Annotated in this window: 23 protein-coding genes; 12 read left to right on the top strand and 11 right to left on the bottom strand. The window is 40.7% G+C overall.

The window, feature by feature from the left end; genetic code table 11:
• Positions 1-70 precede the first annotated feature (70 nt).
• The 6 genes from BCU91_RS06365 (at position 71) to BCU91_RS06340 (ending at position 4,618) form a co-directional block, all read left to right on the top strand.
• Positions 71-292, top strand: a complete 222-nt coding sequence (locus BCU91_RS06365; protein WP_076540959.1) for a DUF2788 domain-containing protein — start codon at positions 71-73, stop codon at positions 290-292.
• A gap of 8 nt (positions 293-300) precedes the next feature.
• Positions 301-573 carry a LexA regulated protein gene (gene ybfE / locus BCU91_RS06360; protein ID WP_076540961.1) on the top strand — a complete coding sequence of 91 codons (273 nt, stop codon included), beginning with the start codon at positions 301-303 and terminating at the stop codon, positions 571-573.
• 49 nt (positions 574-622) lie between these two features.
• The gene (gene fldA, locus BCU91_RS06355) at positions 623-1,150 is read left to right on the top strand and encodes a flavodoxin FldA (RefSeq protein ID WP_102531128.1); all 528 of its coding nucleotides are present in this window, start codon (positions 623-625) and stop codon (positions 1,148-1,150) included.
• A gap of 121 nt (positions 1,151-1,271) precedes the next feature.
• Positions 1,272-2,465, top strand: a complete 1,194-nt coding sequence (earP, locus tag BCU91_RS06350) for an elongation factor P maturation arginine rhamnosyltransferase EarP (RefSeq protein WP_102476749.1) — start codon at positions 1,272-1,274, stop codon at positions 2,463-2,465.
• 46 nt (positions 2,466-2,511) lie between these two features.
• Positions 2,512-3,072 carry an elongation factor P gene (gene efp / locus BCU91_RS06345; protein WP_076540967.1) on the top strand — a complete coding sequence of 187 codons (561 nt, stop codon included), beginning with the start codon at positions 2,512-2,514 and terminating at the stop codon, positions 3,070-3,072.
• Between the two features lie 331 nt (positions 3,073-3,403).
• Positions 3,404-4,618, top strand: a complete 1,215-nt coding sequence (locus BCU91_RS06340) for a pyridoxal phosphate-dependent aminotransferase (RefSeq protein ID WP_102476748.1) — start codon at positions 3,404-3,406, stop codon at positions 4,616-4,618.
• 151 nt (positions 4,619-4,769) lie between these two features.
• Here BCU91_RS06340 and cls read toward each other — a convergent pair whose 3' ends face one another.
• Entirely contained in the window at positions 4,770-6,221 is a 1,452-nt protein-coding gene (gene cls, locus BCU91_RS06335) for a cardiolipin synthase (RefSeq protein WP_102531127.1), read from the bottom strand.
• A 152-nt stretch (positions 6,222-6,373) separates the two neighbouring features.
• Here cls and BCU91_RS06330 point away from each other — a divergent pair, with 152 nt between their 5' ends.
• Positions 6,374-7,186, top strand: coding sequence for an endonuclease/exonuclease/phosphatase family protein (locus BCU91_RS06330; protein WP_102531126.1), 813 nt, complete (start codon positions 6,374-6,376; stop codon positions 7,184-7,186).
• A 14-nt stretch (positions 7,187-7,200) separates the two neighbouring features.
• Here the strand turns inward: BCU91_RS06330 and BCU91_RS06325 are convergent, their stop codons facing one another.
• Positions 7,201-8,109, bottom strand: a complete 909-nt coding sequence (locus tag BCU91_RS06325) for a hypothetical protein (RefSeq protein ID WP_102531125.1) — start codon at positions 8,107-8,109, stop codon at positions 7,201-7,203.
• A gap of 209 nt (positions 8,110-8,318) precedes the next feature.
• Here BCU91_RS06325 and yfbR point away from each other — a divergent pair, with 209 nt between their 5' ends.
• From yfbR to adhE, 3 genes are all read left to right on the top strand, one after another.
• On the top strand, positions 8,319-8,927 hold the full coding sequence (gene yfbR, locus BCU91_RS06320; RefSeq protein ID WP_102435511.1) for a 5'-deoxynucleotidase: 609 nt from the start codon (positions 8,319-8,321) through the stop codon (positions 8,925-8,927).
• 93 nt (positions 8,928-9,020) lie between these two features.
• Positions 9,021-10,385 carry an anti-phage deoxyguanosine triphosphatase gene (locus BCU91_RS06315; protein WP_102531146.1) on the top strand — a complete coding sequence of 455 codons (1,365 nt, stop codon included), beginning with the start codon at positions 9,021-9,023 and terminating at the stop codon, positions 10,383-10,385.
• 391 nt (positions 10,386-10,776) lie between these two features.
• Positions 10,777-13,389, top strand: a complete 2,613-nt coding sequence (adhE, locus tag BCU91_RS06310) for a bifunctional acetaldehyde-CoA/alcohol dehydrogenase (protein WP_102531124.1) — start codon at positions 10,777-10,779, stop codon at positions 13,387-13,389.
• 164 nt (positions 13,390-13,553) lie between these two features.
• Here the strand turns inward: adhE and BCU91_RS06305 are convergent, their stop codons facing one another.
• From BCU91_RS06305 to rimK, 4 genes are read right to left on the bottom strand one after another with little or no spacing between them, the layout of a single operon-like run.
• Complete coding sequence (locus BCU91_RS06305; protein ID WP_102531123.1) at positions 13,554-14,417, bottom strand: mechanosensitive ion channel domain-containing protein; 864 nt, start codon at positions 14,415-14,417, stop codon at positions 13,554-13,556.
• Positions 14,418-14,462: 45 nt separating this feature from the next.
• Complete coding sequence (locus BCU91_RS06300) at positions 14,463-14,888, bottom strand: RimK/LysX family protein (RefSeq protein WP_102435517.1); 426 nt, start codon at positions 14,886-14,888, stop codon at positions 14,463-14,465.
• 11 nt (positions 14,889-14,899) lie between these two features.
• The gene (locus BCU91_RS06295) at positions 14,900-15,922 is read right to left on the bottom strand and encodes a succinylglutamate desuccinylase/aspartoacylase family protein (protein ID WP_102531122.1); all 1,023 of its coding nucleotides are present in this window, start codon (positions 15,920-15,922) and stop codon (positions 14,900-14,902) included.
• A gap of 13 nt (positions 15,923-15,935) precedes the next feature.
• Complete coding sequence (gene rimK / locus BCU91_RS06290) at positions 15,936-16,841, bottom strand: 30S ribosomal protein S6--L-glutamate ligase (RefSeq protein WP_102519522.1); 906 nt, start codon at positions 16,839-16,841, stop codon at positions 15,936-15,938.
• Positions 16,842-16,980: 139 nt separating this feature from the next.
• Here rimK and BCU91_RS06285 point away from each other — a divergent pair, with 139 nt between their 5' ends.
• Both BCU91_RS06285 and BCU91_RS06280 read left to right on the top strand, forming a co-directional pair.
• On the top strand, positions 16,981-17,829 hold the full coding sequence (locus tag BCU91_RS06285; RefSeq protein WP_102531121.1) for a LysR family transcriptional regulator: 849 nt from the start codon (positions 16,981-16,983) through the stop codon (positions 17,827-17,829).
• Positions 17,830-17,912: 83 nt separating this feature from the next.
• Positions 17,913-18,509, top strand: a complete 597-nt coding sequence (locus tag BCU91_RS06280) for a DUF1569 domain-containing protein (RefSeq protein WP_102476741.1) — start codon at positions 17,913-17,915, stop codon at positions 18,507-18,509.
• Between the two features lie 41 nt (positions 18,510-18,550).
• Here BCU91_RS06280 and BCU91_RS06275 read toward each other — a convergent pair whose 3' ends face one another.
• The 5 genes from BCU91_RS06275 to pgl all read right to left on the bottom strand — a co-directional run bounded on the left by BCU91_RS06275 (position 18,551) and on the right by pgl (position 23,701).
• Positions 18,551-19,654, bottom strand: a complete 1,104-nt coding sequence (locus tag BCU91_RS06275; protein WP_102531120.1) for a hypothetical protein — start codon at positions 19,652-19,654, stop codon at positions 18,551-18,553.
• A 4-nt stretch (positions 19,655-19,658) separates the two neighbouring features.
• The gene (locus tag BCU91_RS06270) at positions 19,659-20,366 is read right to left on the bottom strand and encodes a class I SAM-dependent methyltransferase (protein WP_102531119.1); all 708 of its coding nucleotides are present in this window, start codon (positions 20,364-20,366) and stop codon (positions 19,659-19,661) included.
• Between the two features lie 137 nt (positions 20,367-20,503).
• Positions 20,504-21,145, bottom strand: coding sequence for a bifunctional 4-hydroxy-2-oxoglutarate aldolase/2-dehydro-3-deoxy-phosphogluconate aldolase (locus tag BCU91_RS06265; protein WP_102531118.1), 642 nt, complete (start codon positions 21,143-21,145; stop codon positions 20,504-20,506).
• 19 nt (positions 21,146-21,164) lie between these two features.
• On the bottom strand, positions 21,165-22,991 hold the full coding sequence (gene edd, locus BCU91_RS06260) for a phosphogluconate dehydratase (RefSeq protein WP_102531117.1): 1,827 nt from the start codon (positions 22,989-22,991) through the stop codon (positions 21,165-21,167).
• A gap of 11 nt (positions 22,992-23,002) precedes the next feature.
• A complete protein-coding gene (pgl, locus tag BCU91_RS06255) occupies positions 23,003-23,701 on the bottom strand; it encodes a 6-phosphogluconolactonase (protein ID WP_102531116.1) in 699 nt (232 codons plus the stop codon).

The following is a 23,701-nucleotide window of genomic DNA, read 5'->3' as shown; positions in this document are numbered from 1 at the left end:
GGCTCATAGTATATCTATGTGATATATTCCCGCCCTCTTTTAGCCTTAAAGCATTACTAAAGGAAAAAACATGTTGAATCAGTATATGGATCAAATTGAGACATTAGGTCTAAACTTGTTTTTTGCTTTAATATTTTTCTTTATTGGTATGGCTATTCACGATGTCCTTAAGCAAGGCCAAGTGCCCAAATTTGGACGTTACATCGTATGGTTAGTATTATTCCTTGGCTGTGCCGGGTTTGTAGCAAAAGGTATTATTCAGATCACCTGGGAAGGTTCAGGGATCGGTTAAACAGAACGATGGCAAAAGAAACAACAGATAGAACCACCATTGACCTGTTTGCTTCAGAGAAGCGTCGTGGACGTCCTAGAAGCAACCCCTTAAGTCGGGAACAACAGTTAAAGGTCAATAAGCGCAATCAAATACAACGTGATCGCGCTAACGGATTAAAACGAATAGAGTTAAAGGTGTCACAAGTTTTATATGACGCCTTGAACGAACAAGCATTGGCCAGTAACATCAGCCGTAGCCAGTTAATCGAATTAATCTTGCAACAACAAATCGACAACTGAACCGTTTTTTTAAATTCGCAAAGCGAACATGATATTTAAAGGATAGACAATGGCAACTGTAGGTCTTTTTTTCGGTAGTGACACTGGTAATACCGAGGCTGTAGCCAAAATGATCCAGAAGAAGTTGGGTAAAAAAATGGTCGATGTCAAAGACATCGCCAAAAGCACCAAAGAGCAAATCGCTGAGTTCGATTTGATCTTATTTGGTATTCCAACATGGTATTACGGTGAAGCTCAATGCGATTGGGATGACTTTTTCCCAGAGCTAGAACAAGTTGACTTCACTGATAAGTTAGTCGCAATTTTTGGCTGTGGCGATCAAGAAGATTACGCTGAGTACTTCCTTGACGCTATGGGCATGGTTGGTGATATCGTATCTGAGCGTGGCGGTCTTATTATTGGTCATTGGCCAACAGAAGGTTACGACTTTGAAGCATCAAAAGGTTTAGTTGACGACAAACACTTTATTGGTTTAGGTATTGATGAAGATCGTCAACCTGAACTGACTGAAGAGCGTGTTGACGCATGGGTTAAGCAAATTTATGAAGAAATGTGCTTAGCTGAATTAGAAGACTAATATTGAGTCTCTAACTTTGTTTTTACTGTTAAGTAAAAACAGTTTAAAAAGCGGCCATAGCCGCTTTTTTTAGCGCTGACATTTAGCGCCAAATAGCTAGCTGCTGTGTTGAGAGAAAAAAGTGAACAAATCAAGCAATCAACATTGGGATATATTCTGCGCTGTTGTTGATAACTACGGCGACATCGGTGTCACCTGGCGTTTAGCCAAACAATTGCACGCAGAATACGGTATTGAAATCAATTTATGGGTCGATGACTTACACAGTTTTTCGCATATTTTGCCGCAGTTAAACCCAGCTATAGCCCAGCAATGCTTTTGCGGTGTTAATATTTTTCAATGGAACAACCCATTAGATATAGAGTACAAAGCTGGAAGCGTATTGATTGAAGCTTTTGCTTGTGAATTACCTTCACAAGTTAAAAGCAGTATTGAAGAACTCCACAACCATAATAAACACCACACTTCAACCTCATCACATACTCCACCGCTATGGATAAACCTTGAATACCTTTGCGCTGAAGATTGGGTCGACGGCTGTCACGGTTTACCTTCAATGCAACAAAGTGGCCTTAAAAAGTATTTTTATTTTCCTGGGTTTACTGCAAAAAGTGGCGGATTGATTTGCGAGCAAGACTTATTTAGTCAACGTAATGCTTGGCAAGCTGATAGCAGTAATAAACTGTCATTGTTTCGCCAATTAGGTTTATCAGGCATTAACGCTGAAGATGTCGTCGTATCAGTATTTAGTTATGAGTCACAAGCCCTAGCAAGTTTGGTCAAGCTTTGGCGTCAATCAAGCCAAACCATGCATGCGTTAATTCCCGTGGGCAAAAGCTTAACCAGCATCATTGATTTATTGCCAGTGACCATAGAAAACATTAAACCAGGTCAGCAATATCAGCTGGAAAATCTGGTTATTCACATTCTGCCTATGACAGATCAAAGCGGCTTTGACCGACTGCTTTGGAGCTGTGATATCAACATTGTTCGCGGAGAAGACTCTTTTTTGCGCGCTCAGTGGGCAGCTAGGCCGTTTATTTGGCATATTTACCCACAAGATGAAGATTATCACCTAGTAAAACTGCAGGCTTTTGTTAATATCTATACCCACAAACTTGATGATAGATTTGCAAATATCTTCTCGGAAGTAAATTTTGCATTCAATCAGCAACGTGCCGATATCTCAGATTATTGGCAACAACTTATTTCAGTGCAATTGCCTATGCAGCGTCATGCTACAGATTGGGCAGTTGATGCTAAAAATGATGCAGATCTTGCTACACGTCTGGTTCAATTTATTAAAACCAGCTAAGATACTGCGCAATTAAAATTAATACCTAAAATATAGGAATAAAGTAATGAAAACTGCTCATGAACTCCGTCCTGGTAACGTGATCATGTTAGATGGCAGCCCATGGGTTGTTCAGAAAACTGAAACAACTCGCTCTGGTCGTAACGCTGCAATCGTTAAAATCAAATTAAAGAACGTTCTACAAGACTCTACCACTGAAACCACCTTTAAAGGTGATGACAAAATGGAAGATATCATCCTAGAACGTTTAGCATGTACTTATTCTTACTACGCAGATCCTATGTATGTATTTATGGATGCTGAGTACAACCAATATGACGTTGAAGCTGACAACTTAGGTGATGCTTCTGCTTATATCGTTGACGGTATGGAAGAAGAATGTTCAGTCACTTTCTACGAAGGTAAAGCGATTTCTGTTGAATTACCGACTAGCATCGTTCGTGAAGTAACTTACACTGAACCAGCTGCTCGTGGTGATACTTCAGGTAAAGTAATGAAGCCAGCAACCATTACTGGTGGTGGTACTGTTACGGTAGCTGAATTCGTTAAAATCGGTGATAAAATCGAAATTGATACTCGTACTAACGAGTTCAAAAAACGCGTTTAATTATCGCTATCATTAGGGAGGCCCTTAACGGAACCACCCTAAAAGTCTAAAAGCCAGCAATTGCTGGCTTTTTTGTTTTTTGTATTTATTTTATGCACTTAGTTAGCTTATCTTTAATAAGAGAGTTGCACTCAAAAACACCAGCAATTCAGTGTTTCATCTTGCTTATGCTCACCAATTTAGTCATTTAACCTAACCGGGTGTCGATAATATAAGTCGCGCAGTACAATCCTCTAATAAACTCAATAAAATATTCAATTAATCCTTTTCTCACTGCCATTAATTCGTTATTGTTCGGATACTTATGTCGTATTAGTAACTTGAGGCAAGTATGCGCCCTATTATCAAATCCAATAAACTCGATAGTGTTTGCTATGATATTCGAGGACCTGTTCATAAAGAGGCACGCCGCCTAGAAGATGAAGGTCATAGAATATTAAAACTTAATATCGGCAACCCTGCCCCTTTTGGATTTGAAGCCCCTGAAGAAATTGTCCGTGACGTCATTTTAAACTTACCAAGCGCTCAAGGTTATTGTGAATCAAAAGGGCTATTTTCAGCCCGTAAAGCCATTGTGCAGCATTATCAAGCTCAAGGGATCTTTGGTATTGATATCGAAGATGTCTATATCGGTAACGGTGCATCTGAGCTTATCTGTATGGCATTACAAGGTCTACTTAATACCGATGATGAAGTACTGATCCCCTCACCTGATTATCCGCTATGGACCGCTGCTGCCAACCTTGCTGGCGGTAAAGCGGTGCATTATCGCTGCGATGAAGAGTCAGACTGGTTTCCGGATATTGACGATATTAAAAGTAAAATCACCCCGCGTACCCGCGGCATTGTGATCATCAACCCCAATAACCCTACAGGTGCGGTATACAGTCGTGAGTTATTGTTAGAGGTGGTTGAACTGTGCCGTCAACATGACATCATTTTATTCGCCGACGAAATCTACGATAAAATTCTTTATGATGAAGCTGTGCATGTACATGCAGCTTCGCTTTCAGATGATATTTTGACAGTGACGTTTAATGGCTTATCTAAAGCTTACCGCGCTGCAGGTTTTCGCGTTGGCTGGATGGTTCTCAGTGGCAATTTAAAAGCTGCCAAAAATTATATTGAAGGTTTAGACATGTTGGCCTCAATGCGCTTGTGTTCAAACGTACCTAATCAACATGCGATACAAACTGCTTTAGGTGGCTATCAAAGTATTAACGAGCTAATACTGCCAAATGGCCGTTTAACCGCCCAAAGAGACGTCTGTTATGACGTGCTTAATTCAATACCCGGTGTTAGCGTTAAAAAACCTAAGGGAGCTTTATATGCCTTCCCTAAGCTGGACTTAAAGAAATTTAATCTTAGAGACGATGAAAGACTGGTACTGGATTTATTAAAATCTGAAAAAATGCTTTTAGTCCAAGGTACCGCCTTTAACTGGCCAGAGCCAGATCATCTGCGAGTGGTATTTTTACCCCACAAAGAAGACTTAACTAAGGCACTCACAGATTTTGGCAACTTTTTAGAGAACTACTCACAGTAATCAAATTACTGCCGTATTTATCAGTAATAGTCATAACAAACACAGCCACTATAGTTTTTATCGTGGCTGTTTTTATATGCTCATGACAAGGCGCTATCGATTACGCGAAACTCTATAGCAACCAGCTAAAGTGAACGGCTAAAGTGAAAAGCTATAGTAAAGGGCTAAACAAATAAAAAACTTGTTCAATCACCCTTTTGTACCAAGGGCGTTTATTCCACTGTGCTAAAGTAAGTTGCTCAGAATCATCAATATAGCTTTGCTGTAACTGCTGTAATTTATAAGCAAACTTAACATCGTCAACCGCTAAAGTGAGTTCAAAATTTAGCCACAAGCTACGCATATCCATATTTACCGTACCAATCAAACAATGTTCATCATCAATCAACACCGACTTAGTGTGCAGCAAACCACCGTTAAACTGATGAACTTTTATGCCAGCATTTAACAGTTCAGTGAAAAACGAACTACTGGCCCATTTGACCATAGTGGAATCGTTGCGCCTTGGGATAATAATATTAACATCAACTCCCCGTAACGCTGCGGTGACTAAGGCCACTAACAAGTATTCACTGGGTACAAAGTAAGGTGTGGTAATAACAATGCGTGTACGGGCTTGATATAAACTTTGTAATAATACTTGATGAATAACATCTTCCGGCATCCCTGGGCCCGATGGAATAACTTGAACTAATGACGATGTATGAGTCGACTCTGCCTCTGGCGGCTGCTCAGGTAAAAAGCGCTCATTGGTTTCAACTTCCCAGTCCCAGCTGCTTACGGTATTAATCACTGGTACAACAGGTCCGGTGATCCGCACCATCATATCAATCCACTCTCCCACCTCGCTGGACTGCTTAAAATATTTAGGATCAACTAAGTTCATTGAGCCGGTATAGCCCACGGTATTGTCTATGACAACAATTTTACGATGCAAACGCAGATCCATGCGCCTAAACAGCATACGCAGTGGACTAACAATCAATGCCGGCACCACTTTAATTCCTGCATCTGTCATTAACTTTGGCCATGATGATTTGAAAAACTGGCGACTGCCGGCGGCATCCAATAGTAATTTAATGGCGACATTACGCTGGCTAGCGGCAATCAATGCATTAGCCACTTCATCTGCAAGACCACCGGGATGCCAAATATAAAACTCCATATGAATACAATTTTTAGCCTTATTTATATCGCTAATTATTGAGTTTAAAATGTCATCGGTAGTATGTTTTAACACCATTTCATTGGCAGTAAGAGATGGGATCCTTAATTGGGTGTCACACAAATGACTAATAGGAATAGCATAATGACTTTGGCTTTCTGGTTTATGGGCATTATGCTCATATAACGCTTTAAACCACTCGGCATAGGGTTTATACATGGCTTTTGAACGATTTGAGCGGGTTTTACCCAAATGCAATTCACCAAATAATAAGTAGGCAAACACCCCAACAAAAGGCAAAAAGTAAATAATCAACAACCAAGAAAATGACACGCCGATACTTCGACGTTTGATAACGATTCGAATTGCCACCACACCTAAAATAAGCCAATAAAGCACCACACCAACAATGGCAATAATTTGGGTCAATTGATCCATAGTTTTTACAGTATTCCTAGGTGTATTGAAAAGTTAATAGTAAAGTTGATTGTACTCTTTAAACAAGCAAGCATATAGCAAAGCTAATCATTCAGCTGTCATACATCTATCTCGAGGTAACATTGAACCTTAAAAAACTAAAATATTGGATCATGATCGGGCTATTGTTAAGTGGCGGTTTGTATTTATTTGTAGTGACGAAATTCAATGGCGAAGCCGAGGTTATGATGAGTGAACTACAACCCATGTTTGTGTCTCAATGTTTATCCCAAACAGTCAGCAAGCCCCTTGATCAACAAGGACGCTTACGTATTGCCGTTTGGAACATTTATAAACAACAAAAGAAAAACTGGCAAAGCGAATTACAACAAATCACTCAAAACTCAGATTTATTGCTCCTACAAGAAGCCAAACTAAATAGTCGTTTCTCAAAGTACTTAGCTGATACCCAGCACCATGTCGTGATGGCTAAAGGATTTAAATTGCTTAACGTACCTATGGGGGTAATGAATATTTCATCTCAAGCTGCCAATGGTGCCTGTGCTTACCAAACAGCTGAACCGTTAATCCGATTCGCCAAATCGACTCTTGTGGCCACCTACCCATTATCTAATGGCCAGCAATTACTGGTGGTCAATTTACATGGCGTTAATTTTGACTGGCGACTAAATAGTTACGAATCACAACTGAACAAAGTGCTAAAAAAAGTCGCCATACATCAGGGGCCGGTTATTTTAGCAGGAGACTTAAATACCTGGCGAGAAGGTAGAATGAGTATCGTAAGGCAACTCACTCATGGCCTGAGCCTAACAGAAGCTAAATACAAAGCAGATTTTCGTAAACGGGTGTTTGGCTTACCACTTGATCATTTATTTTATCGCGGTTTAACCTTAATAAATGCAGACTCTAACGAAACCTCAGCCTCAGATCATAATCCGATCCAAACAGAGTTTATCCTGCAATAACACCCTGAGCAAAATTAAACCACTTTAAAACTAATCAATTTGGCTTCTTCAGCAAAAAAGCGATAAAAATCCTCTTGCTGATCTTGCTTGCCAACAAATGCTACCAAGGCTTTTTTGTCGGTGCCTTTTACCAGTTCTCGTATTTGAGTTAAGCGTTTTACAAAATTTGTCTTTACCGCTTCAGGCCATGCACTGGTTTGAATTTTGACAACATAGGGTCTGAGGTTTTTATTCTTATTATCCACTTTTTGCCACCAGCCAGCGGATAACTTAATCATAATATAGTCAGCTTCAACTTGTGGTTTATCCCATGCTAAGGTGCTGTAAAACACCTTGGTATCATTATTGTCAGTTTGAAAACGAAACTTTTGCTTGCCTACTGGGTTAATGATTTTTGAGAAAATCTGCCCATATTGGTTTCCCTCAACCCCTTCAAATGAAAGCGCCCTGTCACGATCGTAAGGAAAGTCAAAATACTGATCGACTATGCTTTGAAAAGAGCTGGTCAGATAATTCGCTTTACGCTTACTGCTTACAGTTTTCGCGGCCTTCGACCTTGTTAATTGATTAACATCATCAGCGGCAATCTCGGTAGTACTCACCGCTTTAACGGACTTTGCGGCGGTTAAAGTAAACCGATTTGGATAGGCTAACGGAAAGCCTTCATCACTGCTCAACCGTGATGTTTTGCCTTGCTGCTTAATTTTACTGCTGGCTTTAGCGTAACAATGCTGCTCATGATCAACGTTTTTTGAGGTTTTAAAATAAGGTCTACGTAAGTTAACCGCTTTTTTGTAAGAGCAAGGTATAAGCGCCACAGCGCATTCATCGCAAACAAAATTAAGTGATTTTACATTGTCGAGTATATATAGCTCTTCGTTGGTGACTAATCTATCTAATTGCAAACAGCGAGCATCATCCATATTCAATCTCATTTAACTTAGCATTTTCTTTCATAATCAAGCTTATCCGTTGTTATGCTAACGTAAATTTTGGTTAATTGTTAATATAAAATACAGTTGTATGGCGCAGTGTAGTTGATTACAGTAGACAGATAGCTTTTTAGCCGTAATCCGTATTCATTAGCGACACGGATCTGCTATTCGCCTTAATCCTATTACCGAGGCAGATTATGAAACCAAGCACTTTTATGGCATGGATCACCCGTATGCCATTGTTAGAACGTTGGGCTTTGATGCATTGTTTTCAAAAAGAAAACGTATCAGAGCATTGTCATCAAGTCGCTGTGATTGCGCACTTATTGGTGGTCATTAAAAATAAACGCTTTGGCGGTAAGCTAAATCCAGAAAAAGCGGCTACCATCGCCCTTTACCATGAAGTATCAGAAACCAAGCTCCAAGATATCAACTCCAACACCAAATATCACAGTCCTGAATTTACCAAAGCCTTTAAAAAGCTTGAAGATCTGGCTGAAAAAGAATGCTTAGCCTCGTTACCTGAAGATCTGCGTGAAGAAATGGAGCCACTATTAGTTCAAACCCAAGTCGACCCAGAATACAAAGCTATCGTCAAAGCCGCAGATATTTTACAAGCCTATGTGAAAACCATGAATGAGCTACGCTTTAACAATGACGAGTTTCAACATGTAAAAATTAACTTGGATAAAAAGCTTAAGCAAATGGAACAAGATTTACCTGAAGTAAAATGTTTTATCGAAATTTTCCTCGATAGCTGCACTTCCACATTAGATAAATTGACTGAAAACGAATTAACTAACTGATGCTCACACAGTAAAGGATGATCAATGTCAGACAATGAAATACACAGTAGTGATGTCACTGAAAATGAATTAGCTGCCATCAATGACAAACAAATGAACGCTGATATTGAGGGCAGCACTAAGATAAATCCATGGCATGAACGCCGCCTAGGTGAAGATAAATTACGCCGTAATGATCACCGCAGTCCGTTTCAGCGTGACAGAGCAAGAATACTGCACTCAGCCGCCTTTCGTCGCCTACAAGCTAAAACTCAGGTACACGGCATTGGCATGAACGATTTTTTTCGCACTCGTTTAACCCATTCATTAGAAGTATCACAAATAGGCACAGGCATCGCTGCCCAGCTTAAACGTAAATTCCCTGACATTGAGCAACTATTAGATTCAATGAGCTTAATAGAGTCACTATGCTTAGCCCATGATATTGGTCATCCGCCATTTGGTCACGGCGGTGAAGTGGCCTTGAACTATATGATGCGCCATCACGGCGGATTTGAAGGCAACGGTCAAACTTTTAGAATTTTAGCCAGACTTGAACCCTACACCGAATACTGGGGCATGAATCTAACCAGGCGAACCTTACTTGGAGTGTTAAAGTATCCCGCTTTATATAGCCAGTTACATGTCGATTTAGGTCACCCAGAAATAACCAGCCACAGACAATTAAGACCTTCACAGTGGCCATCGGTAAAAGGCCTTTTTAACGATGACAAAGATATCTTCGATTGGGTGCTTTCAGGTTTGAGTGTAAATGATAGAAACCGCTTTATCAGCATTAAAAACAGCACTAATCAACACTATCCTCACCACAGAACCCAGTATAAATCTTTTGATTGCTCCATCATGGAACTGGCGGATGATATCGCTTATGCAGTCCATGATTTAGAAGATGCTATTGTCATGGGCATAGTCACGCCTTTGCAATGGCAGCAGGATGTCGCTAGCAAATTAAGCCAAAGTAATGACCCATGGCTTAGTCACGAATTTACCCATATCGCAGATAAATTATTTTCCCATCAACATCACTTACGTAAAGATGCCATAGGTACCTTAGTGAATGGTTTTGTCACTGCCATTAATATCGAGCAAGACGACAAATTTGATGAACCTTTATTAAAATACAATGCCAGCCTAGAGCCTGACTTTGCCATCGCATTGCATACTTTAAAACAATTTGTCTATAAGTACGTTATCCGTAAACCTGAAATGCAAATGCTCGAATACAAAGGCCAACAAATTGTCATGGAATTATTTGAAGCCTTTGAGTCTGATCCACAACGTTTGCTGCCATTAAACACTCAAGAACGTTGGTTACATGCCAAGGAGAATAACCTTAATCCAATGCGAATTATTGCAGATTATATTTCTGGAATGACCGATGAATTTGCCGGTAAGTTGCATCAGCAATTATTTGGCCCCAAGTCTTCTGGCATTTTTGAGATTAGCTTAGAAAGATAACCTTACTTACCTATCAAGATGAGACCCCTGTGTTAGTGGCTTTGATGAGCGTTAAGCATCTAAAGTCACTAACACTGTAATAAAACTTCAATTTACTTCCAGCCAAAGCACACTCAGTTAGCTTAAATTTTTATGCTATTAATTCAAAGGTAAAACACTCTTAGTGAATTAACCGCCAGCTTTGCTGGCATGATAATAATCACTTAACTAAGCCTTTTTGTGTAATTAAATTACCATTCGTAGTGATTTGTGCTGTGGATCACGACATATATACCGCTAAAGGAGTAATTTTATCACGTAGACGCTAATAATTTGCCAAGGTCACAGCTATAACAGCTGCTAAGAGTTGTTAACTAAAACGCTTTAGTTAACAATTTTTGAGGACGTAATGATGACTGTCAACAACACCGAACAACTTGAGCTACTGGTAGAGCGAGTCGCTAAAGCGCAGAAAGAATATGCTAATTTCAGCCAAGAACAAGTCGACAATATATTCAGAGCAGCAGCGCTTGCCGCCACAGATTCTCGTATTAAACTTGCTAAAATGGCAGCAAGAGAAACCAACATGGGTTTATTAGAAGACAAAGTCATTAAAAATCACTTTGCATCTGAATATATATACAACAAATATAAAGACGATAAAACCTGCGGTATCATCGCTGAAGACATCACTTTTGGCACCATCACCATTGCCGAACCTGTAGGGATAATTTGCGGCATAGTGCCCACAACTAACCCTACCTCAACTGCCATTTTCAAAGCGCTGATTAGCCTTAAAACCCGTAACGGTATTATATTCTCGCCACATCCAAGAGCCAAGCAATCCACCACGACTGCAGCACGTATTGTTTTAGATGCCGCCGTTGCCGCTGGTGCACCCAAAGACATTATCGGCTGGATTGACGAACCTTCAGTGGCGCTGTCTAACCAACTTATGACACACGATAGCATCAACCTTATCCTCGCAACTGGCGGCCCCGGTATGGTTAAAGCTGCATACTCATCGGGTAAACCTGCCATTGGGGTTGGTGCGGGTAATACCCCAATCGTGATTGATGAAACCGCTGATATAAAACGCGCAGTAAGCTCAATCCTTATGTCAAAAACCTTCGATTACGGCGTCGTGTGCGCCTCAGAGCAAGCCATCATCGTGGTAGACAATATTTATGAGCAAGTTAAACAACGCTTTGAAACCCATGGCGGTTACCTGTTATCCGATTCAGAGACCGCTGCCATGCAAGAGGTTATTCTTAAAAATGGTGGGTTAAATGCTGACATCGTTGGTCAAAGTGCCCCAACCATTGCCAACATGGCAGGAATTACTGTCCCAAGCTGGACTAAGGTATTAATTGGTGAGGTGACGGATATCAATGAAGCTGAAGCCTTTGCCCATGAAAAGTTATCACCACTTTTAGGTATGTACCGCGCCACTGATTTTAATGATGCCATGGACAAAGCTGAAGCATTAGTGACATTAGGCGGCATTGGTCATACCTCAGGGTTATACACTGACCAAGATGGCCAAGTAGAAAGAGTTAAAGCCTTTGGTTTTAGGATGAAAACTGCGCGGATATTAATAAACACTCCAGCATCACAAGGAGGTATTGGCGATTTATATAACTTTAAATTAGCGCCATCACTGACTTTGGGCTGTGGTTCATGGGGCGGTAACTCAATATCAGAAAACGTTGGCCCAAGCCATTTAATTAATAAGAAAACTGTCGCTAAAAGGGCTGAAAATATGTTGTGGCACAAACTACCCTCTTCAATTTATTTCCGCCGAGGCAGTTTACCCATTGCATTAGAAGAGCTATCAACTAAAAAACGCGCCTTAATTGTCACTGACAAGTTTCTGTTTAATAACGGCTATTGCGATGAAACCATTAAAATCTTAAAAGCTCAGGGGCTTGAAACAGAAGTATTCTATGACGTTGAAGCGGATCCTACTTTAGCCATTGTGAAACAAGGCGCTAAAGTTGCTCAAAGTTTCCAACCTGATGTCATCATAGCATTAGGTGGTGGTTCGCCTATGGATGCGGCTAAAATAATTTGGGTATTGTATGAACATCCTGACGTTGATTTTGCTGACTTAGCTTTGCGTTTTATGGATATTCGCAAACGTATTTATAAGTTCCCCAAATTAGGGGTTAAAGCGCAAATGGTGGCAATACCGACCACCTCTGGCACAGGCTCAGAAGTGACCCCGTTTGCCGTGGTAACCGATGAAGTGAGCGGCATGAAATACCCTATTGCTGATTATCAACTCACTCCTAACATGGCAATTGTCGACCCCAATTTAGTAATGGATATGCCAAAGTCATTAACCGCTTTTGGTGGCATTGACGCTGTAACTCACGCATTAGAAGCTTATGTTAGCGTGATGGCAAATGAATTTAGTGACGGTCAGGCCTTACAAGCACTGGAATTATTATGTGAGCATTTACCGGCAGCTTATGAACTGGGCGCTAAAGCCCCCATAGCCAGAGAAAAAGTCCATAACGGCGCCACTATCGCAGGTATTGCCTTTGCTAATGCTTTTTTAGGCATTTGCCACTCAATGGCCCATAAGCTCGGTGCTGAGTTTCATTTAGCCCATGGGTTAGCAAACGCATTGTTAATCAGTAATGTTATTCGCTTTAACGCCACCGATATGCCGACCAAGCAAGCTTCTTTTAGTCAGTACGACCGCCCAAAAGCCTTATGTCGTTATGCAAAGATAGCTGAAACCCTAAAGCTTGAAGGTATTGACTCAAACACCACTGATAAAGACAAGGTAGCATTGCTAATAAGTAAAATAGAACAGTTAAAAACCGCAGTCGGTATTCCGACATCTATCAAGGAAGCTGGTGTTAATGAAGCCGATTTCTTAGCCAAATTGGATGAATTAGCCGAGCACGCTTTTGATGATCAATGTACTGGCGCCAATCCGCGCTTCCCGCTTATTAGTGAGTTAAAGCAGATATTATTAGATAGCTTTTATGGTAAGCCATATCAAGATAACTAATGGCTATGTTCTAGTTGCTACTTTTCGGCACTGGCTCTGGTACAAGTCTACACAAGCTAGAGTTATAAAAGAACTGGCTTGAACAGTAGCGATTAATTAACCGCTGATACAATATTGATTATCATCAAATGTATCAGCGGTATTTTTATTTAATAATTTACTGTTTACCTTTGCTTTATTAGTGTCAGTGAGCCATCCAGATGCACATCACGTTGTGGATATGCCACCACAATATTGTTTTGCTCTAATAATTCATCCAGTGCAAAACGAATATTACTTCGCGTCACCCTTAACCCCCCTTCTACAGTGGAGTTAATCCAAAAGTTAACTTCAAATATTAGCGCGTTGTCACCAAAGTCTTCAAAACTCACCACAGGTTTAGGCTCAATTAAAACCTCTTTTTGTGCGATAGTTGCTTCATATAGCAAATCTGCGACAACTCTTGCCTTAGTCCCATAAGCTACGCCAACCCGCACATTTGACCTGACTAAATTATCAACTAGTGTCCAATTCACCACAGTGTTTTCTAATAACGTGCTATTGGGGATCAACAAGTGAACGCCATCAACCCGTCTTATACGAGTCGAACGATTATTAATGGCTTCGACTATGCCTTTAGCACCTTCAACTTCAAGAAAATCACCAATTTTAATGGGGCGTTCCCACATTAATAACCAACCACTAATGAAGTTGTTAATAATGTTTTGCGCGCCAAAACCAAAACCGATTGCAATGGCACCGGACAAAAATGCAAATGCGGTAATGGGCACATTAATTAAATCAAGCGAAGTAATTAATAATATTGCAATGGCGATGACATACAATATACGTTTCAACAGATGGATAATATTAGGGTCAGTCTTTTTAGACGTTAACCGCTTAGTGATCAGTTTTACTAGCAATTTAGTGATGAACAAACCGACAATTATGATCACCGGAATGATCAATAACCCACCTAAGGTAATTGGCTGTTGTGCAACAGTAAACACTGTCAAATTTAGCCATTGTTCAACTTGTACGAAATCCATTATTGCACCTCGTCGTTATTACTAAACCTGAATTCATATTTAGATTCAAGATCCTAAATATACCGCTGACGGATCCACTAAAAACCGTGTACCTAAAGCTTCACGACCAAATAGCATTAAATAACTCATGTCTGAGCGATCGGTAAGGGTAATTTCAATCGACCACTTTTGTTGCCCAAGAACTACTGGCGTTTTAATCACATAACGTTGCTCCGAGGTGCCATTAGATGACTTAATTTTACGGATATCACTAATAGGAGCATGGCAGCTTTTTACCGTATCAACATTATGTGAATCTGGGTGAATATCAAACGAGACACAATGCTCGCCATCTATCAGCACCTTTTTAATATTATCTACATGTAAAGACGAGGTTTTAGCCCCTGTATCCACACGTACTTGTAACTCGGTGATACCCAATTTAGGCAGCGCGATATACTCTAAGTTGCCAATAATCGTTTTATTTTTCATATCGAAACTCATTAATTTACAGAATCTGGTAATAGTTGTTCTTGAACATTTTCAATGTGTTCAGCAATTTTTTCATCATTTTCGCTAAAGTAAGCAATATGAAACATGGCTTCACCTTCTTGCACTAGCGGTATGTTTTGTTTACCGATTAATATGCCAGAGCGTGATGCGATCACCGAGTCAATCACTTCGCCATAGGGGCTACCTATTTCAGCCAAAACTTGCCCTTTAGTAATTTGTTCACCCAAATTAGCAATGTTATGCACAATCCCACTGGCATTGGCACGTACCCACTGACTGCCGTTGGCGATAAATGGGGCGCGCTTTTTCTTTGCTTTTGATGATGATTTTCTAATCATGCCTAAGTGCTGCAACACATTTAAAATGCCTTTCATGCCTGCACGTATTGAAAACTCATCAAATCTTAGCGCTTCACCTGCTTCATACAAGAGGATTTTGGTTTCATTCTTAACAGCTGACTCCCTTAAAGAACCATCCACTAGGTTTGAATTTAAAATAACCGGCACGCCAAACACTTCGGCAAGTAGTTTGGTTTCCTCATCGTCCATATCCGCTCTAATTTGCGGAAAATTAGAGCGGTGTATCGCGCCAGTATGTAAATCGATGCCGTAATCACAATGTCTAACGATTTCATTAAGAAATATATGTGCTACCCGTCCAGCTAATGAGCCTTTGGCAGAGCCAGGGAAACAGCGATTCAAATCCCGTCTATCTGGCATGTAGCGGCTTTGATTCACCACCCCATAAACATTGACCATCGGTACAGCTATGAGGGTTCCTGAAATAATCTTAAATTTATTTTGTTTAATTAGCCTTCGTATAATTTCAATGCCATTTAATTCATCACCATGTACCGCCGCGCTGATAAATATTGTCGGCCCCGTTTTTTTGGCACGGATAATATGTACGGGTAAAGAAACATCAGCATCGGTATATAACTTTGCTACCGGCAGCTCTATTTTGCGTTGTTCACCGGGTAAAATGGTAAAATCGCCAATAATTAATTTTTCCATAATGACGTCCTAATCAGCCTTTACCACGGGTTTTGTTTTTATGGGGCTTGGCATTCTTTTCTAAAAATTGAAATACCATTGACGCGACATCTTTACCCGTTGCCGTTTCAATACCTTCAAGCCCTGGTGATGAATTAACTTCCATCACCATAGGGCCATTTTGTGAGCGCAGTAAATCAACGCCGCATAAGTTTAGCCCCATAATTTTGGCTGCATTAACTGCTGTTTCACGCTCTTCTTTAGATAATTTAACCACTACAGCAGAGCCACCGCGGTGCAAGTTGGAACGAAACTCACCTTCTGCCCCTTGGCGCTTCATTGCCGCAACAACCTTACCGCCAACCACTAAACAACGAATATCGGCGCCGCCAGCCTCTTTAACAAACTCTTGTACCAAAATATTGGCTTTTAATCCCATAAAAGCTTCGATAATGGCTTCAGCAGCTTTAGCTGTATCAGCAAGAACCACCCCGATACCTTGAGTGCCTTCTAGTAGCTTAATCACAACAGGCGCACCACCGACGTTTTTAATCAAATCTTTGATATTGTCAGGCTTATTAGCAAAACCGGTACGTGGCAGCCCAATGCCTTTACGTGACAATAATTGCAATGAACGTAATTTATCTCGTGAGCGGCTAATGGCGACAGATTCATTGATATTAAAAGTCCCCATCATTTCAAATTGTCTCGCCACAGCAGTACCGTAAAATGTTACCGATGCTCCAATACGCGGGATCACAGCATCATACATAGGAAGCTCTTTACCATCGTAGCGCAAGGTTGGTTTGCTGCTGGTAATATCCATGTAGCAATGTAATGTATCAATAATATCCACTGTGTGGCCCATAGCTTCACCGGCCTCTTTTAAGCGGCGAGTTGAATATAAATTTGGGTTTCTTGATAGAATGGCAATTCTCATAATATGTCCTGAACATGTTTCTTTTATTGCACAAAGGTGCTGTAATTCGCTGAGTGTAAGAGTATCTCTCTCATAAATATAACGTTATATTTTGATGTGTTTAATTAAAAAATTTAATCACAGCTTTTAAAGGATTTTGATGAAAGTAGAATTATTAAAAACATTTTTAGAAGTTAGCCATACGCTACATTTTAGAGTCGCTGCCGAAAATTTGTTTATCACTCAATCTGCTGTCAGTGCCAGAATCAAGCTTTTAGAAGAGGACTTGGGGGTGTTACTGTTTGATCGCAGTAAGAAACACCTCAAATTAACCCCTGAGGGTAACCGCTTAATTAAGCATGCCAATGAGCTGTTATTGATGTGGCAAAAAGCCAAGCAAGATGTGGGGATTGCTGAGGGTGATAACCACCAACTGGCCATAGGTTCTATCATGTCTATATGGGATATCGTCCTACAAGGCTGGCTCACCAAAATTCACCTCAATATCGAAGGGATGAGTTTATTAACCAGTACCCTATCGCCCGTTGAATTAAGAAAAAGCCTGTTAAGTCGCGTTATTGATGTGGCCTTTTTATTCGAGCCGCCTTATGTAGAAGATCTTGTCATCACTAAGGTTGCGACTGTGCCGTTATACCTAGTGAGCACAGAATCAAATCGTGCCAAACAAAAGTCGACATTAGCAAACTACATTATGGTGGACTATGGTGAGTCGATTAACAGCCAATACCGCCGCAATTTTCAAGACTCACCGCCAGCAAAACACTCGATGAACCAACCAAGGATTGCACTTAATTTTTTATTGGATGTCGGTGGCTCCGCCTACCTGCCAAGACAAATGGCGTTTGAATATATTGAAAGCAATAGACTTTTTATTGTTGAAGATGCGCCGGTTTTTTCTCGAGAAATTTATGCAGTGTATTTAGAAAAAGGCCATAAAGTCGATATTATTGAACAAACGCTACAGCTATTTCCCTACCTTAAAACTTGATTTTAAATCAGTGAAACAGCAAGGCAAAATTAACAGCTGGCGTAATTTTAGTCTGCTACTCACAAAGCCCAACAAGGATAACCATGGACAGAAGAGCGTTTTTAACAGCTTTGGTAAAAGGCAGTGCCGTGGTTGGCGCTGGTGTGACAATTGCAGGTACAGTGACTTGGTTTAGCATCACCCCAGCACCTCGGCCATTGACTATAGATAATATATTATCTCAAATAGCGCAATTGCTTGCTGCAGCCGTCATTGGCAACAACCCAGAGCAAGCAGCAAAGGCTACTTTAAGCACGACATCAGCAGGTTGGGATTTAAACCAAATTTTTACTCATTGCGCCCAAAGTGTTGAGTATTCAATGACAGGTTATCCCCAGCAAAAAGCAGAGATTTTTAAACACACTATTGGGGCTAGCGCATTTGCTTTATTCAGTGCTAAAGGCAAGATGACTCATAACCTTGCAGAAGTCATACCCGGTGCACCTTTAATTTCAAAGCAGGCTGATTATTTGCTAGCCCTCAAAAGGTTGCAACAATCGCTCGTAGATTTTCAGCAATATAACGGTCATTTACAGCCCCACTTTGCTTATGGCAAGCTCAGTAAACAAGACTACGCCCTTGCCCATGTAATGCACTTTAATAATCATATGCAGCAAATACAGCTGCGCACGTTAAGCTGAAACTATATAAGGTCAATAACAGCCATTATATTGGCCTAGTGTCAGCAATTTGGTTTAACGAGACCTAGTGTTAGTTCACCAATAAGCGCATCTGGTTGATCGACTCCAATATATACACTATCAATACCTTTAATAGGCTCAACTAAGGTTAGTTTGACATTGGGAGCGCCAGAAAAGTTAAAGCGTTTTATCGTTTCAGCACGTCGAATGGCTAATTTGTTGGGTTCGACAGTTTTAATATTACTTAAATCAATGCTAAAGCTATTAAACACTCCGTAGCGAATATGTAATTTATTCTGAATTATGACGCTTGCTCCTGAGCCTGAATTTAAATCTGCGAGGCCAAGCTCAGCTTGAGTGTTTGGGTTGTAATTATCAGTGACTAATGAGGCTGCACAAGTCTCTATTGTGATCGGTCTGCGTGACATAGCACGGTATTCAGCAATAAAGAATACTAAACTCACCAAGGTTAATGCCGTTACCACATTAGCGCTGAACGCTGAAAACATAAAATGAATCAGTAAATGCATCAGCGGTATTTCAAACATTATCATCATTATAAATCCTAGCGCGTTAGACTGATTACCGTCTTTATGATGATAACTAAATTGTGAATCACCGTGATATGTTGACGGTTTGATTAAATGGCCACACAAAAAGAAGCTCCAAACTCTGGTTTCAAAAATCATGATATCGGCTACCAAGTTATTACCAAATAAAGCACTAATTGGCTGCTTAATTGCAATATCAGGATCAACTCCTGATTTAAGCGCCGTTTTTATGGCAAATATCACGCAGGTAATTGAAAATACCTCAATTAATACAAATACCGTCAGTAACAGGTAACGGATCTGAGTTAAATAAGGCCATAATATTTGTTGCTCTGAGGGAATAATATAACTGCCAAGCAGTATTAAAATAGCAAAATAACCGAGTGCCTTAACGAGTGCTAACTTGGTAGATTTGATACACAAAAAGCAAATTATGGGTAAAATGATAGCAGCGTCAATGAGTAACAACCAATCGAATTTTGCTGCGCCATAATCATTAATCCACATATCGTTTTGATAAAATAAAAACCAGGCAAACGATAGAACTAGCAGACTAATAAAAGGGATTTTGGAAGCTAATGGCCATGTTCGCATTCGATCACTCCTTAATTAACACTGTTTTCTTAGCAAATAAAAACCTATCAGTGGCCATCTTCTGACCATCGACGATATGATCTTGGGTAAAGCTGGTGACAATTTCAAAATCATATTGGCAGAGCAAAGACGCTATAAATTCAGGTTGATAAAAATACATATGTAGCTTGTCACCTTCAGCAGACTCTTGCACACATGATTGACTGTAATCAGCTTGCATAAAGCCAATATAGATCAACGCTTGTGGTGTCGATATCTTGGCTAAAGATTCAATAAAAGGCGCTATATCAGTTTTTGCAAGATACGGCAGACAAAATGAGCACAGCAGTACATTAAATCTATTATTTGTTGCCGCAATCTGGCGAATATCGTTAACCTCAAATGTCGCTGCGGGGTTTTGCTGCTTGGCAATCGTTATCATCGCCGTAGATAAATCTATTCCACTGATATTTATCGGGACATTTCGTTGCTGAGCTAATGCTTGTTGCAAATACAAACTGGCGTTACCTGGTCCGCAACCGATATCGTATACAGAAATACCCGTTTCTGTTTTAAATGCCGATTTAGAACTAGATTCAATGTTGAATTGAGTGTCTATTAACGCAGCAAAACGATTAAGACTATCAGCATATAAGGCACAATCCATGTATTTTTGCTGATATTTATCAGCTGCTTTGTCAAATACGTTTACCGTTTGCTGGTACTTGTCCATTTAAAGAAGTGTCCATTTTTATAATGTTAATTCACCAGTATTAATTTATACACTATAAAATTGATGATCGGACTTATTTTAAAAACAAAAAAACCACTCGAAAGTGGCTTTTATTAATCGTTAGTTAAACGCTCGGGTTATAAAGCGCCGATGGCATCTTTACAGAGCTGGGTAATACGACCCCAATCTTCTTGTTCCATTGCATCAGTAGGCGCTATCCAGCTACCACCAATACAATCAACATTAGCTAATGCTAAGTAATTTTTATAACTTGTCGGCGTAATACCGCCTGTTGGACAAAAACGAATATTCGCCAATGGACCCGAGAAGGCTTTCAGTGCATTAACGCCGCCAGACGCTTCAGCTGGGAAGAATTTAAAATGGGTGTAACCCAACTCCATCCCCGTCATAACTTCTGAGATACTCGCAACACCTGGAATTAACGGCACATTACCACGCTTAGCTGCTTTTAACAGGTCAACGGTAGCACCTGGCGTAATAATAAATTGTGAACCCGCATCTACAGCTTGCTGCAGTTGCAATTCATTTAAAATAGTACCTGCCCCCACTAACGCATCTGGGACTTCTTTAGCAATTAATGCAATGGCTTCTAAAGCACATTCTGTGCGTAAAGTGACTTCTAAAACACTGATGCCGCCCGCTACTAATGCTTTAGCTAACGGTACTGCATGCTCAATTTTATTGATAACCATTACAGGAACAATCGGGCTGCGTTTAAAAATATCTTGTGGCTGTAACGTCCAGTTATTCTCAAGCATTCGAGTATCTTCCTTTTAATTAATAAATTTCGTCAATGGCACTGGTACTACGAGCGCCTGTTTCTGGGCTGCTTAAACTATTTCGTAAAGCACCGAATAATTCACGGCCCATGCCATAACTTGAGTGATGTAGATCTACTTTCCCTGCTACACGTGCAGTTAAAGTGGCTTCATCCACCAGTAAACTTAGCTCGCCGGTATCAGCATTAACACGGATCATGTCGCCATCTTCAACCTTAGCGATAAGGCCACCATCTAATGCTTCTGGCGTTAAGTGAATCGCTGCAGGCACTTTGCCTGACGCGCCAGACATACGGCCATCTGTAACAAGCGCCACTTTGAAGCCCTTATCTTGTAAGGTACCTAAATATGGCGTGAGTTTATGTAACTCTGGCATACCGTTAGCTTTCGGGCCTTGGCCTTTTACCACCACAACACAATCTCGGTCTAAACCACCTGCTTGGAAAATTGCATCAAGCTTGTTTTGGTCGTCAATCACAACCGCTGGACCTTCAACAATTCTGTTAGCTGCTGGTACAGCAGAGACTTTGATCACTGAACGACCAAGGTTACCTTTAAGTAATTTTAGACCGCCGTTATTTTGAAAAGGTGTGTCGATGTGAGTTAACACTTCTTTGTCTAAACTTTCTGTTGGCCCATCAACCCAAGTTAACTTGCCATCAAGAATGCGCGGCTCTTGGGTATATTTACGTAAACCAAAGCCCGCTACAGTGTTGACATCCTCATGGATAAGCCCTGCATCTAGCAATTCTTTGACTAAAAATGCCATACCGCCTGCGGCGTGGAAATGGTTAATATCAGCATGACCGTTTGGATAAACCTTTGCCAATAATGGTACGCAATCAGATAAATCTGAAAAGTCATCCCAGTTTACAATGATGCCAGCGGCGCGCGCTGCAGCAACAATGTGCATAGTCAGGTTGGTAGAACCACCTGTTGCAAGGATGCCTACAATGCCATTAACCACTGATTTTTCATTTACAATCTCACCGATTGGGGTGTATTGGGTGCCCATTTCGGTTAAACGACACACTTGTTTAGCTGCCATTGCGGTTAGTTCATCACGTAGTGGATCATCAGGATTCACAAACGAAGAACCAGGTAACTGTAGCCCCATCATTTCAAGCATTAACTGATTAGAGTTAGCAGTACCGTAGAAAGTACAAGTACCCGCACTGTGATAAGAGCTTGATTCAGCTTCTAACAATGCCGCTCTATCAACTTTACCTTGTGCAAATTGTTGACGTACACGGGCTTTTTCTTTGTTTGGAATACCAGATTTCATTGGGCCTGCTGGCACAAACATCATTGGTAAATGACCAAAACTTAACGCGCCAATCAATAAACCCGGAACAATCTTGTCGCAAATACCTAATAATAAGGCGCCGTCAAACATATTGTGAGATAAACCCACCGCCGTTGACATTGCAATCACTTCACGACTCAGTAAGCTTAGCTCCATGCCAGGTTGGCCTTGGGTAACACCGTCACACATTGCCGGAACGCCCGCAGCAACTTGAGCAACACTACCGACTTCTTGGCAGGCTTTTTTAATGAAATTTGGGTAATCTTCATATGGCTGATGAGCAGATAACATGTCGTTAAATGCCGTCACAATACCGATATTCGCTTTGGTTAATTGACGTAAAGAGTCTTTATCATCTGGCTTACAAGCCGCAAAACCGTGGGCTAAGTTACCACAGCTTAATGCACTACGATGTACGCCTTTGGCGCGAGCATCGTTTAATGCTTCGAGATATTTTTTACGTGAATCTTGGCTACGAGCGATAATTCGATCGGTAACAGCTTGAACTACTGAGTGCATGGTTAACTCCTTTACGCGCTATAAAACACATCAACGGGCGTTTTACGCTGCGCTAATACGGCTCTAATTGGCATTGCATTCACATCGTCGCTTTCCAAAGCTTGGCGATATACGGATAGTTTTGACTCACCTACTAAATGCAGATAAATCTGGCGACTGTTTAAAATGGCACCTTTAGATAAGGTAATACGTGCATGTGGAGCAGTCGTTGGATTAACGGCTGCGCAAAGTAAATCAGTCGTAAAAGCGTTTTCTAATTCTTTACTGCAAGGGAACCACGAACAAGTGTGGCCATCTGTACCCATGCCTAATACCACAACATCAAATGGTTTAGGGAAGTTAGCCAGAGACTCAATCGTCATGTCACAGCCCTTTTCAGGGCTATCAAACATATTCTTTAAACCACGGAATTTGGCACTTGCTGCGCGATTTTGTAATAAATGTGCTCTTACTAAGCGCTCGTTAGAATCTGCAGCTTCTGCATCTACCCAACGTTCATCGGCAAGTGTGATATAAACATCACTCCAGTCGATCGCTTTATTGCTTAGTAATTGAAATAATTTAAGCGGTGTCGAGCCACCTGAAACAACAAGGCTTGCTTTACCACGGCTATCAACCGCATCCTGCAACTGACTGGCAATTTTGTCAGCTAATTTGGTTTCGAGATCCGCTGGGGTTGCAAATGCTTTAAATACAGATTCTTTAATCAT

The organism is Shewanella sp. 10N.286.52.B9 (genome assembly GCF_002873635.1).
Lineage (GTDB): Bacteria > Pseudomonadota > Gammaproteobacteria > Enterobacterales > Shewanellaceae > Shewanella.
The sequence above is the reverse complement of the archived record's forward strand: the minus strand, read 5'-3'. Positions and strand labels throughout refer to the sequence as shown.

What these genes read in the sequence shown, in the direction of transcription:
- BCU91_RS06365 (WP_076540959.1), top strand. Translation starts at nt 71, where the DNA reads ATGTTGAATCAGTATATGGATCAAATTGAGACATTAGGTCTAAACTTG.
- BCU91_RS06300 (WP_102435517.1), bottom strand. Translation starts at nt 14,888, where the DNA reads ATGAAAAATAAAACGATTATTGGCAACTTAGAGTATATCGCGCTGCCT.
- BCU91_RS06330 (WP_102531126.1), top strand. Translation starts at nt 6,374, where the DNA reads ATGATCGGGCTATTGTTAAGTGGCGGTTTGTATTTATTTGTAGTGACG.
- BCU91_RS06280 (WP_102476741.1), top strand. Translation starts at nt 17,913, where the DNA reads ATGGACAGAAGAGCGTTTTTAACAGCTTTGGTAAAAGGCAGTGCCGTG.
- cls (WP_102531127.1), bottom strand. Translation starts at nt 6,221, where the DNA reads ATGGATCAATTGACCCAAATTATTGCCATTGTTGGTGTGGTGCTTTAT.
- BCU91_RS06270 (WP_102531119.1), bottom strand. Translation starts at nt 20,366, where the DNA reads ATGGACAAGTACCAGCAAACGGTAAACGTATTTGACAAAGCAGCTGAT.
- BCU91_RS06325 (WP_102531125.1), bottom strand. Translation starts at nt 8,109, where the DNA reads ATGGATGATGCTCGCTGTTTGCAATTAGATAGATTAGTCACCAACGAA.
- BCU91_RS06285 (WP_102531121.1), top strand. Translation starts at nt 16,981, where the DNA reads ATGAAAGTAGAATTATTAAAAACATTTTTAGAAGTTAGCCATACGCTA.
- adhE (WP_102531124.1), top strand. Translation starts at nt 10,777, where the DNA reads ATGACTGTCAACAACACCGAACAACTTGAGCTACTGGTAGAGCGAGTC.
- BCU91_RS06275 (WP_102531120.1), bottom strand. Translation starts at nt 19,654, where the DNA reads ATGCGAACATGGCCATTAGCTTCCAAAATCCCTTTTATTAGTCTGCTA.
- BCU91_RS06265 (WP_102531118.1), bottom strand. Translation starts at nt 21,145, where the DNA reads ATGCTTGAGAATAACTGGACGTTACAGCCACAAGATATTTTTAAACGC.
- fldA (WP_102531128.1), top strand. Translation starts at nt 623, where the DNA reads ATGGCAACTGTAGGTCTTTTTTTCGGTAGTGACACTGGTAATACCGAG.
- ybfE (WP_076540961.1), top strand. Translation starts at nt 301, where the DNA reads ATGGCAAAAGAAACAACAGATAGAACCACCATTGACCTGTTTGCTTCA.
- BCU91_RS06315 (WP_102531146.1), top strand. Translation starts at nt 9,021, where the DNA reads ATGAACGCTGATATTGAGGGCAGCACTAAGATAAATCCATGGCATGAA.
- efp (WP_076540967.1), top strand. Translation starts at nt 2,512, where the DNA reads ATGAAAACTGCTCATGAACTCCGTCCTGGTAACGTGATCATGTTAGAT.
- pgl (WP_102531116.1), bottom strand. Translation starts at nt 23,701, where the DNA reads ATGATTAAAGAATCTGTATTTAAAGCATTTGCAACCCCAGCGGATCTC.
- rimK (WP_102519522.1), bottom strand. Translation starts at nt 16,841, where the DNA reads ATGAGAATTGCCATTCTATCAAGAAACCCAAATTTATATTCAACTCGC.
- BCU91_RS06340 (WP_102476748.1), top strand. Translation starts at nt 3,404, where the DNA reads ATGCGCCCTATTATCAAATCCAATAAACTCGATAGTGTTTGCTATGAT.
- BCU91_RS06305 (WP_102531123.1), bottom strand. Translation starts at nt 14,417, where the DNA reads ATGGATTTCGTACAAGTTGAACAATGGCTAAATTTGACAGTGTTTACT.
- edd (WP_102531117.1), bottom strand. Translation starts at nt 22,991, where the DNA reads ATGCACTCAGTAGTTCAAGCTGTTACCGATCGAATTATCGCTCGTAGC.
- yfbR (WP_102435511.1), top strand. Translation starts at nt 8,319, where the DNA reads ATGAAACCAAGCACTTTTATGGCATGGATCACCCGTATGCCATTGTTA.
- BCU91_RS06295 (WP_102531122.1), bottom strand. Translation starts at nt 15,922, where the DNA reads ATGGAAAAATTAATTATTGGCGATTTTACCATTTTACCCGGTGAACAA.